The sequence below is a fragment of the Roseomonas gilardii genome, from assembly GCF_001941945.1.
Classification (GTDB): Bacteria; Pseudomonadota; Alphaproteobacteria; order Acetobacterales; family Acetobacteraceae; genus Roseomonas.
Map to the genome: position 1 here is coordinate 3401492 of NZ_CP015583.1, position 17856 is coordinate 3419347.

The following is a 17856-nucleotide window of genomic DNA, read 5'->3' on the forward strand; positions in this document are numbered from 1 at the left end:
TTGGTCAGCGACGCGCCGGGGCCGCCGTCACGCCCACTGGGCGGCGCGGGCCAGCCCGGCCCGGATCAGCGCCACATTGCCGTCGGCCTGCCGCCCGTCCGGCAGTTCCGCCCCGTCCTCCAGGCCCAGCCGGGCCATCAGGCCCAGTTCGGCGGCGAGGTCAAAGCAGGGCCAGACCGACCGTCCCTCGCCATGCAACTGGCGCTCCGCCCCATGGCCAGCGGCGTCCAGCCGGGCCAGGATGGCCTTCGCCAGCGGCACGGCCCGGTCCGGCGGCAGGTCCGGGATTTCCACCAGCACCCGCCGGCAGCCCCGGTCCAGCGCCAGGAAGCGGTCCGTGTCCTGGACGGAGGCCAGCCCCGCCTCCACCCCGATGCCCGAGGCGTGCAGGGCATCGATCACCGCGGGGGCATCGGGTTCGGACAGGTTGACGGACGCCTCCTCGGGCCGTCCTTCGCCCAGCAGCGCCCAGGAGGCGATCATGGCGCGCCGCCGGGCATCGTCGCCGGCGATCCAGGCCCCGGTGGAGACCGAGACCGGGAGCCCGGACAGCCGCGCCGCCATCACCGCGCTACGGATGGCCTCGGGGGCCAGGCTTTCCACCAGCCGGGTGTTGCGCGGATGCAGGTGCAGCGCCACGGCCCCGGCCTCGGCGCAGGCGGCGGCATCGCGGGCCACCTCCGCCTCGCCGAGCGGCAGGCCGGGATGGAAGCCGACCGGGCGGGCCCCGTTCAGGCAGGCCTGGATCCGCATCAGCGGCGCCCCAGCAGGCGCCCGGCCCGCTGCTTCCAGCCCTTGAAGCGATCGCTCATCCGTCCCTCCAGCCCTTCCACCTTCCCCACCGCCCCGGGCCAGCGCCGGGCCACCTTGTCCCACCCCCGGGCCGCCCAGCCGTGCTGGTCACGCAGCACGAACAGGCCCAGCGCCAGGAACAGGAAGCCCTGCAGGAAGGGCAGGACACAGCCCAGCACGCCCAGGGCCAGGAGGCTCCACCCTGTCGCCTTGCGCGCCGCGCTCGGCCGCAGAACCACCATGCTTCGCCTCCTGCCCGGCTCGGGGCACCCGCCCTCCGGGCGCCCCGAGCCAGCCCAGTTTGGTGCGGAAGCGCCATCCTGCAATGGCGGCGGGGCATCATCCGGGGTGCGGGTTCCCCGCCGCCGGAGGAGCGCTCAGTGGCCGGCCATGGAGAGCGGGGGCTGCACGTCGTCGGGGATCGGGTTGACGAAGGGCGTTTCCGCCAGACGGGCCCGATGGTCGGCCTTGGCCTTCTCGATCAGCGTGGGGTCGCGCAGCGCGTCCAGGGCGGTGCCCGCCATGATCTTGGCCACATGCTCCAGGCCCTTGTGCGCGGCCGGGGTCTTGCCCTGGGCCGTGAGCTGCCAGGAATGCCCCGGCGTGCCCACGGCATAGGTGGCGCCGCGCGCCTGCACCGTCGGAACCACCCAGCTCACCGTGCCCACATCGGTGGAGCCGAAGCTCTTGGGCTCCGGCGCATCGAGCGGCACGATGCGTTCGCACAGCGCCTCGCCGGGGATCGGCGGGATGCCGGCGCGGCGGTAGGTGGCGGCGATCTCCTCGGCCGTCAGGGTCTTCTGGATCTCGCGCGCGAAGGCCTTGTCCGCCTCGTCGAAGCGGGGCGGGCCGAGGCGCTCATAGTTGGCGTTCATCGCCTGTTCCAGCGGCGTGTTGCCGACGAGGTTGGCGTCGGCGCTCAGCACCTGGTGCGAGACCTTGGTCTCGGTCATCAGCGCGGCGCCCTCGGCGATCTTCTTCACGCGAGCCACCAGGGCCTGCATCTCCGGCAGGGTCTTGCCGCGCACGAGATAGCGCACGCGCGCCTTGCCCTGCACCACGTTCGGCGCGATGCCGCCGGCATCCTGGAGCGCGTAGTGCACGCGCGCGCCATCCGGCATGTGCTCGCGCATGTAGTTCACGCCGACATTCATCAGCTCCACCGCATCCAGCGCCGAGCGGCCGAGTTCCGGCGCGGCGGCGGCATGGGAGGAGCGTCCCAGGAAGGTGAAGTCGATCTCCATGCAGGCCAGCGAGACCGGCTTGGTCACGCCGGAGAAGGGTGCCGGGTGCCAGCAGATGGCGATGTCCACGTCGTCGAAAGCGCCGCCACGCACCATGAAGCCCTTGGCGGAACCGCCTTCCTCGGCAGGGCAGCCATAGTAGCGCACGCGGCCCTTGATCCCGTTCTCCGCCAGCCAGTCCTTCACCGCCGTGGCGGCGAGCAGCGAGGCGGCGCCCAGCAGGTTGTGGCCGCAGCCATGGCCCTTGCCCTCCTGCCCCTCGACCGGGCGCGGCTCGGCCACCCCGGCCTCCTGGCTCAGCCCGGGCAGGGCGTCGTACTCGCCCAGGATGGCGATCACCGGGCCGTCCTCGCCCGCCTCCCCCATCACCGCCGTCGGGATGCCCGCCACGTCGCGGGTGATGCGGAAGCCCTGCCGTTCCAGCATCTCGGCATGGGCGGCGGCGGAGCGGCGCTCGGCATAGTTCAGCTCGGGCGTGTCCCAGACGCGGTCGCTCAGCCCGGCGAATTCCTCGCGCTTCGCCTCGACCAGACGCCAGATGTCCTCGCCGTTCTGCATGAGCCTGCCACCATTCCATGATCCCGGGGATGCGGGTTCCCCGGCGGTTATTCCCGAAGAGGGCGCAATCTGCTCCCTTCGGGTCGCCGGGAGAAGAGGGGGAAAGCCGGGAGGGGACAGGCGGCCGCGTGGCGGAAAAGAGGGGCAGGTTCGCGCATCCGGCACCATCCGTCCTTGCGGCAGATCAAGAAACATTCACACGGAACAAGCGATCACAGGAAAAACATCAGTAATACCCATGCCGCATGGTAAATATGTCCCACGGCCATGCAGAACTGCCGAAGTCATGTTGACCAATCCCACCAGCAGGCCAGCATCGCCCTTGCCGAACAGGACCGGGAGTCTTCCATGCTTCTCTCATCACCGGCGGAACCGACCTCGAACCGCAAGCTCGCCTTCCTTGCCTTCGCGCTGGTCGTCTATGCCGTCATCCTGATGCTGCCGACGCCGGCCGGCCTCACCGCCTCCGGGCAGGTGGCGCTCGGGCTGCTGGCACTGGTGATCATCCTCTGGATCAGCGAATGCGTCTCGCCCGCCGCTAGCGCCATCGTGCTGACCGGCATGGCCGTGCTGGGGCTGATGGGCCATCCGCTGACCGAGGGCGGGGCGCCCATGACCTCCTCCAGCGCCCTGGCGGTGATGCTCACGGGCTATTCCTCCTCCGCCGTGCTGCTGGTGGCGGGCGCGCTGTTCCTGGCGGTGGCGCTGAAGCTCACCGGCCTCGATCGTCGCGTGGCGCTGCTGGTCATGTCGAAGGTCGGCATCTCGCCCGCGCGTCTGATCATCGGGGCGATGGTGGTGGGCTTCGTGCTGGCGCTCTTCATCCCCTCCGCCACCGCCCGCGTCGGCGCGGTGATCCCGATCATGGTGGGCATCGTCACCGCCCTAGGCCTGCCCGTCGCGAGCAGCCTGGGCGCCACGCTGATGATCGTCACCGCCATGATCTGCTCGGTCTTCAACATCGGCATCAAGACCGGCGCGGCGCAGAACCTGATCAGCCTGGACTTCATGCAGAAGGCCTTCGGCGTCAACATCTCCTGGGGCCACTGGTTCATCACCGCCCTGCCCTTCACCATCGGCATGTGCGTCACGATGTTCGTCGTGGCGCTGCTGATGCTGCGCCCCCAGGTGCCCGAGGCGGGCGAGGCACAGCGCCTGCTGCGGGCGGAGCTGGACAAGCTCGGCCCCGTCAGCCCGGCGGAGAAGCGGCTGATGCTGGTCGCCTTCCTGCTGCTCGTCCTCTGGTCCACCGAGGGCTGGCTGCACCCGCTCGACACCACCACCACCACGCAGCTCGGCATCGCGCTGCTGCTGATGCCGCGTATCGGCGTCATGAACTGGTCGCAGGCGGAGAAGCTGGTTCCCTGGGGTACGGTCGTGCTCTTCGCGGCCGGCATCTCGCTGGGCCTGCTGCTGTCCCGCACCGGCGCCGCCGCCTGGCTGGCGGGGGTGACGCTGGGCCAGCTCGGCCTGGGCGGCATGGCCGTGGCCAATGTGGTGCTGGCGCTCTCGGTCTTCTCCGTCGTGCTGCATCTGGGCTTCGCCTCGGCGACCGGGCTGGCCAGCACGCTGATCCCGATCATGATCGCCTTCACCCAGACCCTGCCCTTCGGCCCGCAGGCCGCTTTCGGCATCGTGCTGATCCAGAGCTTCGTGGTGTCCTTCGGCTTCATCCTGCCGACCAACGCGCCGCAGAACATGCTCTGCTACGGCACCGGCGCCTTCAGCACGATCCAGTTCGCCAAGGTCGGCGTGGTGATGACCGTGGTGGGCCTCGCGCTGATCTGGCTGCTGTCCGTCACCCTCTGGCCGATGATGGGAGTGCTGTGAGATGCGCAAGGTCGGGATCATCGGCGCCGGGCTGGTCGGCGCCGCGGCGGGCTATCTCCTCGCCATCACGCCTGGGGTGCGGGAGATCGTGCTGGTCGATCTCGACCAGGCCCGCGCGCGATCCGAGGCGCAGGACATCGCCCATGCCGCCGCCTTCGGCGGCACGGCGCAGATCCGCGCGGGGGACTATGCCGACCTCGCCGGGGCGCAGGTGGTGGTGATCACCGCCGGCACCAGCCTGAAGCCGGGGCAGACGCGGCTGGACCTGCTTTCCGCCAACGTGCATGTCGTCTCGGCGGTGCTGGAGCGGGTGCTGAAGGTGGCGCCGGAGACGGTGCTGCTCTTCGCCACCAACCCGGTGGACGTGATGCCCGCCATCGCGGTGCGGCGCTTCGGCGTGCCGCGGGGCCGCGCCATCGGCACGGGCTGCGCGCTGGATTCCGCCCGGTTCCGCGACCGGCTGGCACAGCACCTGGGCGTCTCGCCCGGTTCCGTCCATGCCAACGTCCTGGGCGAGCACGGCGATTCCGAGGTCCTGCACTGGAGCGGCGCGCATGTGGCCGGCATGCCGCTGACGCTCTTCGCCGAGAAGCTGGGCCATCCCATCCCGCCCGATGTGCAGGCCACCATCGCGCAGGAGGTCCGCACCTCCGCCTACCGCATCAAGGAAGGCAAGGGCGTGTCGAATTTCGGCATCGGCGGCTGCATCGCGCGCCTCACCCGCGCACTGCTGAACGACGAGCATGTGCTGTTCAGCGTCTCGACCTTCATGGACGAGGCGCTGGGCGTGCCGGAGACCTGCATCTCGCTGCCGCATGTCCTGGGCGCGCAGGGGGCCTCGGCGCCACTGCTGCCGCCGCTGGATGCGCAGGAGAACCAGGAGCTCCGCCACAGCGCCGAGGTTCTGCGCGACGCCATCCGGCACGGGCTGGCCGCCTGAGTTTCCCCGGCGGGCGCGGCATGACGCGCCCGCCGGGGGGAGGCCACCTATAGCAGTCGCAGGCTACTTCTTCCGTTCCACATTCATGGCCACGGTGTACTCGTCGGCCCGCGCCTCGTAGCCCAGCGGGCCGCGGAGCGCCCAGATGTTCTTCTGCATGTGCAGCGGGACGAGGCCGACATCGTCCATGCCGACCCGCATCGCCTGCTTGAAGAGCTCCTCGCGCTTCTCGTCGTCCGCCGTGCGCAGCCCTTCCTCGGTCAGCCGGTCCAGCTCGGCATTGGAATAGCCGCTGAAATTCGTGCTGCCGTAGCCCTTCTCGTTGTTGCGCGTCATCAGGTTGCTGCGCAGCGCCGTGGAGGGCTCGCCGCCGGTGGCCCAGCCGATCAGCAGGGCGGACAGGTCGTTGCGGGACTGCCGCTGCGCGATCACCGCGAAAGGCAGGGCCTCCACCGTCGTCTTGATCCCGACGCGCTGCCACATCTGGCCGATGGCCTGGATGACCTGCGCGTCGTTCACATAGCGGTTGTTGGGGCCGATCAGGCCGATGGCGAAGCCGTTGGGATAGCCGGCCTCGGCCAGCAGCTTCTTCGCCCGGTCCGGATCGAAGGGCGGCGGCGCCAGGTCCGGCACGTAGCCATTGGCGCCCGGCGGCATCATCTGCCCGGTGGGCAGGGCGGCGCCCTGCATCACGCGTTCCACGATCGCCTGCCGGTTGATGGCGAAGGAGAGCGCCTGGCGGACGCGCAGGTCCCGCAGCGGGTTCTTGTCGAGTTTCTGGCCGGAATGGTCGGTGATGTAGGGGGACGAATCATGCGCCGTGTCGAGCTTCAGATAGATGCAGCGCAGGCTCGGGATCTCGGAGAAGCTGACGCCCGGGGTGCCCTTCAGCCGCGGCATGTCCGGCGGCGGCACGACGTCGATCACCTCGACATCGTTGGACAGCAGCGCGGCCACGCGGACGCCGTCCTTCGAGATGAAGCGATAGGTGACATTGGCCCAGTCGGGCTTGTCGCCCCAGTACCCGTCGTTGCGCACCATCACCACGCGGTCATCCGAGGCGAAGGAGACCAGCTTGTAGGGACCGGTGCCGATGACGGCCTTGCCGTTGTTGAAGTCGCCCGTGGAAACGTTCTCTCCCACGCTCTTGCTGATGATGTAGACCTGACTGAAATCCTGCGTCAGGAGCGGATACACGCCGTCCGTCTTGAAGCGGATGGTGTGGGGATCGACGATCTCCCAGGACTTGGCGCCGCGCGTGTAGATGGAGAACGGCCCCGGGCTGTTCACGACCTTCGGCACGCGCGCGAAGGTGGCGGCCACATCCTCGGCCGTGAAGTCGTCGCCGTTGCTGAACTTCACGCCGCGGCGCAGCTTGAATTCCCAGGTGTCGTCGGAAACGAGGCGCCAGGATTCCGCGAGACCCGGGATCAGCTTCGACTGCGCGTCCTTGTGGACCAGCTTATCGAAGAAATGTTCCGCCACCATATTGTTGGGCGACAGGGTATGGTAGTGCGGGTCCAGCGAGGTGGGCGGCGCCGCGACCGCGAGGCTCAGGGAACTGCCCTTGGAACCGCCCTGGGAATTGCCTTGAGCCTGCGCCTTGAAGGCACCGCCGCTCAGCAGGGCAACCGACGGAATGGCGAGAACGGCACGGCGGGACAGCCGGGTGGTTTTACGGTCCAAGACGTCGATCTCCGTGGTGCAATGTTGGCATGACGGGGCTGCCGCGCTCCACCGGGCCTAGCGGTGTCGCAGAATAGATTGCTGCACAGTAATGGGCGGACGGTCAACGACCGCGCGACCGGAGTATCGGCTTTTGTGGACATTCCGCCCCGGGCAGTAATGGCGGGACATGAACCCTGCCCATAAAGCCGTCATGCTTCCGGCTTCGGTGCTCAACCCGCCGCCATTCCGGGTGCCGGACAGGGTGATGCGCCCGTGTTGCCATGCGGCGCGGGCAGGGGCGCCATGGCAAGCGCCGGCGATGGCATCGCGGCCATCACCGGCGTGGTGTTCCTCCCGTCCCGGGGTTCCGAGGGACCCTGGCGGAGGAGGATGGTCCGGGGGGAAGGGCGGCGCCCCTCCCCCCGGAGCCGGTCAGAAGCGGTAGCGGATGCCGGCGCCGACGATCCAGGGATCGAGATCCGCGCGGGCCATGATGGCGCCGCTGTTCACCGAGACACGCGGGTCGAGGAAGAGCTTCTTCGCATCGACGTTGATCACCCAGCGCGGGCTCAGCTCGTAGTCGATGCCGGCATTCAGCGCCCAGCCCCAGGAATTCTTCACCACGACCTTGTTGACCGGCGCGGAGAGGCTGCCGCCTTCGCCATAGAAGACCGAGTAGTTCACGCCGACGCCGATATAGGGGCTGAAGCGCGAGGCCGGCAGCGGGTGGAACTGCGCCGTCACGGTCGGCGGCAGGATCCAGGCATGGCCGAGATCCACGTCGCCGATGGCGGAGCCACGCACGGACAGGTCATGCCGGGTGGTGGCGGCGATCGCGTTCACGGAGAAATAGGGCGTGAAGAAGTAGCTCAGGTCGAGCTGTGGCGAGGCGCTGTTGCTCGCATCCGGCTTGCCGCCGATCGCGTCCACGCGGCCGCCCTTCTCCGGCAGCACGCCGATGGCGCCGAAGCCCAGAACCAGGTCGCCGGCCTGCTTGCCGCGCACGGGCTCCTGCTGCGCCAGGGCCGGGGTGGCCATCAGGCCCGCCGCCATCGCCACCGCAGAAACCATCCGAAAGGTCTTGTTCATCGTCTCTCTCGCGTCGAAGCGGCGCAGTCACCGCATGGGCATGTTCATAGGCGGCGGCGGCGCGGGCTTCCTTGATCTGGATCACACCGCGGCGGAATGCCGCTTCGCATCGGGCGCGAGATACGCATCGAAGCAGGCCGCGACCTGCCGCACGAAGCGCCGGCCGGCGGGCAGCACCTCCAGACGCGCGCCCTCGCGCCGCACCAGCCCGTTGCGGCAGAGCGGCAGCATCCGCTGCAGCCCCTCGTCGAGGATGGCGCGCATCCCCGGCTCCGACTCCGCCTGCGCGTCGATGTCGAGCGCGAAGTCGCACATCAGCCGCTCGATCAGCGCGGCGCGCTGCCTGTCCTCCCGCGTCACCGCCACGCCGCGCACGACCGGTAGATGGCCGGCGAGAACCTGCTCGCGATAGCGCCGCTCATCCGTCTCGTTCTGCGCGTGGCCGCCCGGCAGGCTGCCGATCGCGGAAGGGCCGAGGCCCAGCAGCACCGGCGCGCGGTCGGTGGTGTAGCCCTGGAAGTTGCGGCGCAGGCTGCCCTCCCGGGCCGCCCGGGTGAGCGGGTCCGCGGGCAGCGCGAAATGGTCCAGGCCGAGCGCCTCGTAGCCCATCTGCCGCAGCACCGCCTCGGCGCGTTCCGCCTGCCCCAGCCGCGCGACCACGCCGGGCAGCAGCGTGGCGTCGATCGCCTGCTGGTGTGGCCGCATCCAGGGCACATGGGCATAGCCGAAGACCGCGATCCGGTCGGCACGAAGCCAGGCGGCGAAGCGGGCGCTGGCCTCCACATGTGCGATGGTCTGCCCCGGCAGGCCGTACATCAGGTCCAGGTTGATGCCGGGAATCCCCGCCGCGCGCAGCCATTCCATCGCGCGCGCGACCTGTTCCGCCGGCTGCGGCCGGCCGATCCTGGACTGGACCTCCGGCGCGATGTCCTGCACGCCCAGGCTCGCCCGGTTGAAGCCCATCCCAGCCAGGGCATCGGCCAGGGGTTCGTCCAGCAGGCGCGGATCGAGCTCGATCGCCAGCTCCGCGTCCGGGCGGATGTGGAAACGCTCCCGCAGCGTTGCCAGCAGGGCGCCCAGCCCTTCCGCGCCCAGGATCGAGGGGGTGCCGCCGCCCAGATGCAGGTGCGACACGCCGGCATGCGGCGGCAGCGCCTCCGCCAGCAGCGCGACCTCGGCCAGCAGCGCCTCGGCATAGGCACGGATGCGCGCCGCCGAGCGGGTCGGCTTCGTGTGGCAGGCGCAGTACCAGCAGAGCTCCCGGCAGAAGGGCACATGCACGTAGAGCGACAGCGTGTCGTCCGGCCGCACGCCCTGGCGGAGCCAGTCGCGGTAGCGGTCCTCCTCCAGCGCCCCGAACTGCGCGGCGGTGGGATAGCTGGTGTAGCGGGGCACCCGGGCCTCCGCGAGCGCGAGCAGCGCGCGGTCCTGGGGATGGTCCTGAGCCGGGTGCTGGGCCATGTCGATGAAGCCGTCCATGGCGCGCCTCATGCGCCCTGGCGCGCCAGCGCGCCTTGATCCAGCGCAAGCGGGCACCCTGGAACACCATGCCCCGGGGCCACGGCTCCCCGCATTGCAGTCACGGCGTGCGGAGCATGGCCGATCGGGGCGTGGCCTTGATTGGGGTCAATGCCGGCCGCTGCTGCCGCCACTATGACCGGCCCGGCAGGAGGGCCGAAGATGGTGGAGACGACACAGCCAGGGGCACAGCTCTTCCGGCTCTGCGAGCGGTGGCAAGGGGACCTGGACCAGCGCATCCGCGCCCTGGCCGGGGACCATGCCTCGCTGCGTCAGCTCTGCGACCGGCTGGAACGCATCGCGGACCGGCTGCCGCATCTCCCGGAGATGGAGGAGAAGCAGGCCGTGAGCCGCGAGCTGCGCGTCCTCGTGCCGCGTCACCAGCAGCAGGAGCAGGCCCTCCTGGCCATGCTCTTTCCCGGGACGGACGGCACGGGGCTGCGGCGCTGTGTCCTCGACCGGATCAGGGGGCAGCACGCGCTGGACGAGCTGCATGCCAGGGACCTGGGCGGGCAACTGGACGCCGCCGTCCCCGGAGCGCTGGCGGAGGATGCCGAGGCGCTGGGCTACATGCTCCGCTGCTTCTTTGACGGCTATCGCCGCGCCCTGGCCTTCGAGGAACTGGCCATCCTGACCCTGGCCCGCGCGCGCCTTTCCCCGGCCACGGTAGCCATCCTCTCGGCCAGCCTGGAAGCCGATCCGCAGGCGTGACCGCGGCCCGGACCCCCTCCCCGGGGGCGGCGCAACGGCAGCGATGAAGCGCAACCGGCGAACGGGTCGCGGCAGCCCTCCGGATCAGGCGGCCTCGGCCCGTTCCTCCAGCGCGTCGCGGTCGCGGATGGTGACGAGGCGGCCGGCGGGCAGGTCGATCAGCCCGGCACGCTTCAGGCGCGTCATCTGCCGGCTGACCGTCTCGATGGTCAGGCCCAGCACGTCGGCGATCTGCGCCCGGGTCAGCGGCAGGTCGAAGGTGACGGCCCGCCCGCCCTGCACCGCCTCCGGCGCCAGATGGACGGACATGTCGAGCAGGAAGCTCGCCACCTTCTCCTCCGCCGTCTTGCGGCCGAGCAGGAGCATCCGGTTGCGGGCATCGTCCAGCGCCGCCAGGGTGCGGCGGAGCAGCAGGCGCTCCATCCGGACATGCTCCTCCAGCGTCTCCTCGAAGGGCTTGCGGGGGAAGACGCAGAGCTCCGCGTCGGTCAGGGCAGTGATCGTGTGCTCGGCGGATTCGGCGAAGGGGCGGCCCACGAAATCCGCCGGGTAGAGCAGGCCGACGATCTGTTCCCGCCCATCGGCCGTCGCGGCGCTGAGCTTCAGCACGCCGGACAGGAGATTGGCGCAGAGCAGCGCATCGTCCCCTGCCCAGAGCAGGGTCTGCCCGCGCTCCAGCTTCCGGTGGCGGCCGATGGCATTGAGGCTGTGCAGTTCCTCGTCGCTCAGGGAACCGCAGAGCGACTGGTCACGGACCTGGCAATCGGCACATGGACGGTGAATGGCGCAAGTCCCCCCGGCTGGACCGCGCCAGTATAGCGGGGCCGGGAGGGCTTGTGGCAAGGAAGGCCCCGCCGGGAGCGCATGGCCCCCGGGCGGTCATCCCATACCGGCTCCGGGGCCGGCGGAAGGGGCGGAAGGCGGCCTTGCCGGCCGGCCCCTCCCCGTATCCTCCCCCGGGGAAACCGGGCCCCGATGGGCCCGTCCCCCCGGGGGGTACGTCAGTGGGCCGGATGGATGTCGCTCTCGTCGGGCGGCAGGTGGAACTCCAGCCACATGCCGTTCAGCACCCCGAAGGTGACCGCCAGGCCGAGGCCCAGCACCCAGGCGAAATACCACATGGATCTTCGTCCTCAGTAGAAATGCGGGTTGGCGGCGACGTCCTGGCTGGTCACGCGGCCCCAGAGCACCCGGTAGACCCAGGCGGTGTAGGCCAGCACGATCGGCAGGAAGATCACGGTCACCACCAGCATGATGAACAGGGTCCGGTGAGAGGAGGAGGCGTTCCAGACCGTCAGGCTGGAGGAGGCATCCACCGAGCTCGGCAGGATGAAGGGGAACATCGACAGGCCCACCGTGCTGATGATGCCCAGGGTGGAAAGCGAGGAGCCGAGGAAGGCCGGCACCTCCTTGCGCCACAGGATGCCCAGCAGGGCGAGGACGGCGCCGCCGAAGCCCAGGGCGGGGGCGATCTTCATCCAGGGATAGGTGCTGTAGTTGTCCAGCCAGGCGCCGGCCGCGGCGACGGTGCCGGAGCGCAGCGGGTTGGAGAAGCCGGCCGGGTCCACCACGCCGGTCAGGCGGAAGCCCATGTCGCCATAGGCGACGAAGGCGCCGCCGAGGGCGAAGAGCAGGATCGAGGCCAGCGCCGCCACGGTGCCGAAGCGCCGCGCGCGGTCATGCACCGCGCCATGCTCCAGCTTGACGCTCAGGAAGGCCGTGCCGTGCAGCACCAGCATGGCCACCGAGAGCAGGCCGCAGACCAGGGTGAAGGGGGTGAAGAGGCCGAGCAGCGTGCCGTCGTAGAAGGCGCGCAGGTCGCCATCCAGCCGGAAGGGCACGCCGCGCAGCACGTTGCCCACCGCCACGCCGAAGACCAGGGCCGGGACGAAGCCGCCGATGAACAGCGCCCAGTCCCAGCGCGCGCGCCAGGCCGCGCCGGGGCGCTTGCTGCGGTACTTGAAGCCGACGGGCCGCAGGATCAGCGCCGCCAGCACCAGGAACATGGCGAGGTAGAAGCCGGAGAAGCTGACGGCATAGACGAAGGGCCAGGCGGCGAAGATCGCGCCGCCGCCCAGGATGAACCAGACCTGGTTGCCTTCCCAGGTCGGGCCGATGCTGTTGATCACCATCCGCCGCTCCACATCCGTGCGGGCGACGAAGGGCAGCAGCGCGGCGACACCCATGTCCCAGCCATCGGTGAGGGCGAAGCCGATGAGCAGCACGCCCATCAGCCCCCACCAGATGACCCGCAGGGTCGCGTAGTCCAGGGGGAATTCCATGACCCGTCCTCCTTCAGGCGGTCATCGGCGTCGCGGGCAGCGCGCCGGGTTGGGGCTGCGGGTCCTCATGCCCCGCATAGGGTCCGCGGCGGACGGTGCGCAGGATCAGCCCGACCTCGATCACCGCCAGGGTGCCGTAGAGCAGGGTGAAGCCCACGATCGTGGTCCAGAGCGCGGCACGGGACAGGGAGGAGGCGCCGAGCGCGGTCGGCAGCACGCCCTCGATCGCCCAGGGCTGGCGGCCCATCTCGGCGATGACCCAGCCCAGCTCCGTCGCCACCCAGGGCAGCGGGAGGGCCAGCACGCAGAGCCGCAGGAACCAGCGCTGGTCGAAGCGGCGCATCGAGCAGAGCACGAAGGCCGTGGCGAAGAGCGCGATCATGGTGAAGCCGACCCCGGCCATGATGCGGAAGCTCCAGAACATCAACGGCACGCTCGGCACGGTGTCCCAGGCCGCCTGCTCGACCTGCGCCGGCGTTGCCTGGCGGGGGTCGTCCACATAGCGCTTCAGCAGCAGCCCGTAGCCCAGGTCACGCCCGTGCTGCGCGAAGGTCGCGCGGGCCGCGGCATCCTTCGGGTCCTGCTTCAGCACCTGCACGGCGCCATAGGCGATCTGGCCGGAGGCGATGCGCTCCTGCGCCAGCAGCACCAGCTCCGACATGCCCGTCACCTGCTTGTCCAGGCTGCGGGTGGCGATCAGCCCCAGCACCCAGGGGATCTGCACGGAGTAGTCGGTGCGGCGCTCGGCGAAGTTCGGCAGGCCGAAGAGGGTGAGCCCGGCGGGCGATTCCTCGGTGTGCCAGGCGGCCTCGATGGCGGCCAGCTTCATCTTCTGGTTGTCGGTGAGCGCGTAGCCGGACTCGTCGCCCAGCACCACGACCGAGAGCGAGGAGGCGAGGCCGAAGGCCGCCGCCACCGCCATCGAGCGCCGCGCGAAGCCGACATGCCGGTTGCGCAGCAGGTAGAAGGCGGAGATGCCCAGCACCACCACCGAGGCGATGACGTAGCCGGCGGAGACGGTGTGGACGAACTTGGCCTGCGCGATCGGGTTGAAGAGCACGGACATGAAGTCCACGACTTCCATGCGCATGGTCTCGGGGTTGAAGGCCGCGCCGACCGGATTCTGCATCCAGCCGTTGGCGATCAGGATCCACAGCGCCGAGAGGTTGGTGCCCAGCGCCACCATGAAGGTGACGAAGAGGTGCCCGAGCCGGCTCAGCCGGTCCCAGCCGAAGAACATCAGCCCGACGAAGGTGGCCTCCAGGAAGAAGGCCATCAGCCCCTCGATCGCCAGCGGCGCACCGAAGATGTCGCCCACGTAGTGCGAGAAGTAGGACCAGTTCGTGCCGAACTGGAACTCCATCGTCAGGCCGGTGGCGACGCCGAGCACGAAGTTGATGCCGAAGATCAGGCCCCAGAACTGCGTGATGGTGCGCCAGATGGGGCGCCCGGTCATCACGTAGACGCTCTCCATGATGACCAGCATGAAGGAGAGGCCCAGCGTCAGGGGCACGAAGAGGAAGTGGTACAGCGCGGTCAGCGCGAATTGCAGTCGCGATAGGTCGACGACACCCGGATCCATGGCTTGCTCCGCCGTTTGGGCGCCGCGCCCGGCCCGGACTCCGGAAGGAGCCGCGAAGGGCGGCGCGGTGCGCCTCATGCGGCTCCCTAGGCCGGCGGGCGGGGCCTCTGCCTTGACCTTGATCAAGGCTCCGCGATCAGCCGCGTGCGAGACCGCCGGTCATGCCGCACCCCGCCCCCGACAGGCAGAGCGCCACCCGCCGCCGCGCCTGGCTCCGCGCCGCCAGCCGCGAAGGCGGCCGCTGGAACGCCCTCGCCGTCCTGCTGCTCTGCCTCGACGGCCTTGCCGCCATCGGCTTCGCCGCCGCGCTGGCGGGCGGGCTGGTGTCGCTGGAGCGGGGCCTCGCCGCCACCGCGCCCTGGCTGCTGCTGGGCCTGGGCGCCGCGCTGGCGCGCGGGCTGCTCGCCCGGCTCTCGCTGCAGGCCGGGGCACGGGCGGCCCGGCGGGCCAAGACGGCGCTGCGCCGGCGCATCGTGGTGGCGAGCCTTGCCATCCCCGCCGGGGAGCGTCCGGCCAGCGGCGCCCTGCTGAACGCGGCGGTGGACGAGGTGGAGACGCTGGACGGCTACCTCGCCCGCTTCCTGCCCGCGCGGCAGGCGGCGGCGCTGGTGCCCTTCCTGGTCCTGCTCGCCGCCGCCTGGGCCAGCCCGGTCAGCGCCGGCATCCTGCTGCTCACCCTGCCGCCCTTCATCCTGGCCCTGGCCCTGGCCGGCGGGGCCGCGGCGGATGCGCAGCGGCGGCAGTTCTCGGCCCTGTCGCGCCTGTCGGAAGTCTTCGCCGACCGGGTGCGGGCGCTGCCGGTGCTGCTGGCCTTCGGGGCGGAGGAGCGCGAGGCCACGCGCCTCGCCAGTGCCGCCGAGGAGCTGCGCCGCCGCACCGTGGGCGTGCTGCGCGTCGCCTTCCTGTCCTCCGGCGCGCTCGAATTCTTCGCCGCCCTCTCGGTGGCGCTGGTCGCCGTCTATGCGGGCTTCAACCTGCTCGGCCTGCTGCCGGTGAAGATGCCGGGGACGCTGACGCTGGCGGAGGCCTTCTTCGTGCTGGCCCTGGCGCCGGAATTCTACGCCCCGATGCGCCGCCTCGCCGCCGCCTATCACGAGAAGCAGGCCGCCGAGGTCGCCGCCGACCGGCTTTCCGCGCTGGAGGCCATGGCGAAGGCCCCCGCGAGCCGGGCCGCGCCGCTGCGCCAGGCCCCCGCGATCCGCTTCCAGGACGTCACGGTCCGCTATCCGGGCGAGGAACGGCCGGCCCTGTCCGGCTTCAGCCTGGACATCGCGCCGGGCGAGACGGTGGCGCTGCTGGGCCCAAGCGGCGCGGGCAAGAGCACTGTGCTGAACCTGCTGCTGGGCCTGGCGCCGCTGAGCGGGGGCGAGGTGCTGGTGGACGGGCTCGCCCTGTCGGAGGCGGGCTCCTTCGCCCCCTCCGTCGCCTGGATGGGGCAGGCGCCGCTGATCGTGCCGGGCAGCCTGGCCGGGAACATCGCCCTGTCGCGCCCGGATGCGACGCCATCGGCACTGGCGCCCGCCATCGCGGTGGCGGCGGAACAGGCCGGGCTCGGCACGCTCCTCGCCCGGCGCGAGGGCGGCCTGGAGGCACGGCTGGACGAGCGTGGCAGCGGCCTGTCCGGCGGCGAGCGGCGCCGCGTCGCCCTGGCCCGCGCCCTGCTGAAGCCGGCGCCGATCCTGCTGTTGGACGAGCCGACCGCGCATCTCGACGCCGCCTCGGAGGCGGCCCTGGTGGAGACCATCCGGCGCGTCACCGCGAAGGGCGGCCACACCACCCTGATCGCCACCCATTCCGAGCGCCTGGCGGCCGTCGCCGACCGCGTGCTGCGCCTGAGCTGAGCCCGCCATGACCAAGTCCCATGCCCTGCCGGCCGAAGCCTCCAAGGAGAGCACCGGGACCGCGCCCCTGCCCCCGCTCCCCGCCTCCCCCGCCCCGGCCGGCCCGCTGCGCCGGATCCTCGGCGCGGAATGCCGGCGCCAGCGGCCCCGGCTGCTCCTGGCCGGCCTCCTCGCCGCCCTGGTCGCGGCCGCCTCGGTCACGCTGCTGGGCCTGTCCGGCTGGTTCATCACCGCCGCCGCCCTGGCTGGGCTGGGCGGGCCGGCGGTGGCGCAGGGCTTCAACTATCTGCTGCCCAGCGCCGCTATCCGCCTGCTCGCCATCCTGCGCACCGGCGGGCGCTATGGCGAAAGGCTGGTCGGGCACGATGCCGCGCTGCGCGCCCTGGCGCGGCTGCGCCCGGCCCTGTTCCGCGCCCTGGCCGCTTCGCCCCCTGCCACCGCCCTGGCGCTGTCCACCGGCGAGGCCACGGCGCGCGTGGTGGGCGACGTGGATGCGCTGGAGGCCGACCTGGTGCGCCGCTCCGCGCGCTGGGGGCTCTGGGCCTCGCTGCTCTCGGGCACGGCGCTGCTGCTCCTGGCGGGGACAGGCCCCGCTTTGGCGGCGGCCCTGGCGCTGGGCCTGACCGTCGCCGTTGCACGGCGGCTGTCCGCGCATCTGACGGAACGCGGGCGGGAGGCCCAGCGCGCCGCCGGCAGGCTGAAGGAGGAGTTGGCCACCCTGCTGGCCGCCGCCACGGAACTGCGCGCGCATGGGCTGGAGGACTGGGCCGCCGAGCGGATCGCGCAGCGCGGCGCTGCCCTGGGCGCGGCGCAGCAGCGCGCGGCCGCCGGGGCGGGCTGGTTCGAGTTGCTGCAGGCCGGGGCGACCGGAACGGCCGCCGTTGCTGCGCTGGCGCTGGCGGGACCGGCCGACCTGCCGATGGCCGCCCTGGCGGCGCTGGGCGCGGCCATGGTGGTGGACGGCGCCTCCGGCTTCGTCCGCGGGCTGGAGCGCCAGGGCAGCGTCGCCGAGGCGGAGGCACGGCTCGACGCGATGCTGGCCCCCGCCGGGGAAGAAGCTCCGGCCGGCCGCGTCCTGGCTTATCCGCCTTCGATCCGCTTCGCCGGGCTGGCGGCGGGGCTGCTGCCCCCGGGCTGCGTGGCCGCGATCACCGGCCCCTCCGGCTGCGGCAAGACCACGCTGCTGGAAACCCTGCTGCGCCTGCGGGAACCGGAGCCGGGGCGGATCTTCCTGGGCGGCGTCGATCTGGCGGAGCTGGATGCCGCGACCGCCCGGCGCTGCTTCTCGCTGCTGCCGCAGGATGCGGCGCTGCTGGCCGGCAGCCTGCGCGACAACCTGCTGCTCGCCGATCCGGAGGCGAGCGAGGAGCGGCTCTGGCAGGCGTTGCACGATGCCGGGCTGGAGGAGCGCGTGTCGCGGCTGCCGGGCGGGCTCGATGGCTGGCTGGGAGAGAACGGGGCCCGGCTGTCGGGCGGCGAACGGCGCCGCCTGGGCCTCGCCCGTGCGCTGCTGCGGCCGGCGCCCTGGCTGCTGCTGGACGAACCCACCGAGGGGCTGGATGCGGCCACCGAGGCGCTGGTCCTGCGGCGGCTGGCGGCACGCCTCGCGCGGGAGGGCCAGGGCGCGCTGATCGTCACGCACCGGCCGGCCCCGCTGGCCCTGTGCCGGAGGATCATCCCGCTCGGCGCCCTGGAAGCGGCGGGGCGCCCGGCCCTGTCGCTCTGAACGGCCCAGGAGGCTGGCGAGAGGCCGGCCGAGCCTGTGCCGCTCCCGCCGCTTCTGTTGAAGCCGTCATCAATC

Annotated in this window: 15 protein-coding genes; 5 read left to right on the plus strand and 10 right to left on the minus strand. The window is 71.4% G+C overall.

The features are described from left to right. Positions 1-27: 27 nt before the first annotated feature. From RGI145_RS26085 to RGI145_RS15615, 3 genes are all read right to left on the minus strand, one after another. Entirely contained in the window at positions 28-753 is a 726-nt protein-coding gene (locus RGI145_RS26085) for a 3-keto-5-aminohexanoate cleavage protein (RefSeq protein WP_075799073.1), read from the minus strand. Beyond that, positions 753-1034 carry a PGPGW domain-containing protein gene (locus RGI145_RS15610; protein ID WP_075799074.1) on the minus strand — a complete coding sequence of 94 codons (282 nt, stop codon included), beginning with the start codon at positions 1032-1034 and terminating at the stop codon, positions 753-755. The genes RGI145_RS26085 and RGI145_RS15610 overlap by 1 nt, the downstream gene beginning before the upstream one ends. 135 nt (positions 1035-1169) lie before the next feature. Continuing rightward, positions 1170-2594: a M20 family metallopeptidase gene (locus RGI145_RS15615; RefSeq protein ID WP_075799075.1), complete on the minus strand. Its 1425-nt coding sequence runs from the start codon at positions 2592-2594 to the stop codon at positions 1170-1172. 348 nt (positions 2595-2942) lie between these two features. On the opposite strand from RGI145_RS15615, the gene RGI145_RS15620 reads away from it, so the two are divergent. Both RGI145_RS15620 and RGI145_RS15625 read left to right on the plus strand, forming a co-directional pair. Next, positions 2943-4424, plus strand: a complete 1482-nt coding sequence (locus RGI145_RS15620) for a DASS family sodium-coupled anion symporter (RefSeq protein ID WP_075799076.1) — start codon at positions 2943-2945, stop codon at positions 4422-4424. A 1-nt stretch (position 4425) separates the two neighbouring features. Beyond that, on the plus strand, positions 4426-5364 hold the full coding sequence (locus RGI145_RS15625) for a lactate/malate family dehydrogenase (protein ID WP_075799077.1): 939 nt from the start codon (positions 4426-4428) through the stop codon (positions 5362-5364). A gap of 63 nt (positions 5365-5427) precedes the next feature. On the opposite strand, the gene RGI145_RS15630 is transcribed toward RGI145_RS15625, so the two are convergent. The 3 genes from RGI145_RS15630 to hemN all read right to left on the minus strand — a co-directional run bounded on the left by RGI145_RS15630 (position 5428) and on the right by hemN (position 9600). Beyond that, complete coding sequence (locus RGI145_RS15630; protein ID WP_075799078.1) at positions 5428-7050, minus strand: ABC transporter substrate-binding protein; 1623 nt, start codon at positions 7048-7050, stop codon at positions 5428-5430. A 414-nt stretch (positions 7051-7464) separates the two neighbouring features. After that, positions 7465-8121: an OmpW/AlkL family protein gene (locus RGI145_RS15635; protein ID WP_075799079.1), complete on the minus strand. Its 657-nt coding sequence runs from the start codon at positions 8119-8121 to the stop codon at positions 7465-7467. Between the two features lie 81 nt (positions 8122-8202). Continuing rightward, a complete protein-coding gene (gene hemN / locus RGI145_RS15640; protein WP_083670815.1) occupies positions 8203-9600 on the minus strand; it encodes an oxygen-independent coproporphyrinogen III oxidase in 1398 nt (465 codons plus the stop codon). Between the two features lie 201 nt (positions 9601-9801). Between hemN and RGI145_RS15645 the strand changes: the two genes are divergently transcribed. Beyond that, a complete protein-coding gene (locus RGI145_RS15645) occupies positions 9802-10350 on the plus strand; it encodes a hemerythrin domain-containing protein (RefSeq protein ID WP_075799080.1) in 549 nt (182 codons plus the stop codon). An 84-nt stretch (positions 10351-10434) separates the two neighbouring features. Here the strand turns inward: RGI145_RS15645 and RGI145_RS15650 are convergent, their stop codons facing one another. From RGI145_RS15650 to RGI145_RS15665, 4 genes are all read right to left on the minus strand, one after another. Then, the gene (locus RGI145_RS15650) at positions 10435-11193 is read right to left on the minus strand and encodes a Crp/Fnr family transcriptional regulator (RefSeq protein WP_208863880.1); all 759 of its coding nucleotides are present in this window, start codon (positions 11191-11193) and stop codon (positions 10435-10437) included. 158 nt (positions 11194-11351) lie between these two features. Then, complete coding sequence (cydX, locus tag RGI145_RS15655; protein ID WP_019461854.1) at positions 11352-11471, minus strand: cytochrome bd-I oxidase subunit CydX; 120 nt, start codon at positions 11469-11471, stop codon at positions 11352-11354. A gap of 12 nt (positions 11472-11483) precedes the next feature. Beyond that, positions 11484-12632, minus strand: coding sequence for a cytochrome d ubiquinol oxidase subunit II (gene cydB / locus RGI145_RS15660; RefSeq protein WP_075799081.1), 1149 nt, complete (start codon positions 12630-12632; stop codon positions 11484-11486). Positions 12633-12645: 13 nt separating this feature from the next. Then, positions 12646-14214, minus strand: coding sequence for a cytochrome ubiquinol oxidase subunit I (locus RGI145_RS15665; protein WP_075799082.1), 1569 nt, complete (start codon positions 14212-14214; stop codon positions 12646-12648). 161 nt (positions 14215-14375) lie between these two features. Between RGI145_RS15665 and cydD the strand changes: the two genes are divergently transcribed. Both cydD and RGI145_RS15675 read left to right on the plus strand, forming a co-directional pair. After that, the gene (gene cydD / locus RGI145_RS15670; RefSeq protein ID WP_075799083.1) at positions 14376-16055 is read left to right on the plus strand and encodes a thiol reductant ABC exporter subunit CydD; all 1680 of its coding nucleotides are present in this window, start codon (positions 14376-14378) and stop codon (positions 16053-16055) included. Between the two features lie 7 nt (positions 16056-16062). Next, entirely contained in the window at positions 16063-17781 is a 1719-nt protein-coding gene (locus RGI145_RS15675; protein WP_237183094.1) for an ATP-binding cassette domain-containing protein, read from the plus strand. Positions 17782-17856 lie beyond the last annotated feature (75 nt).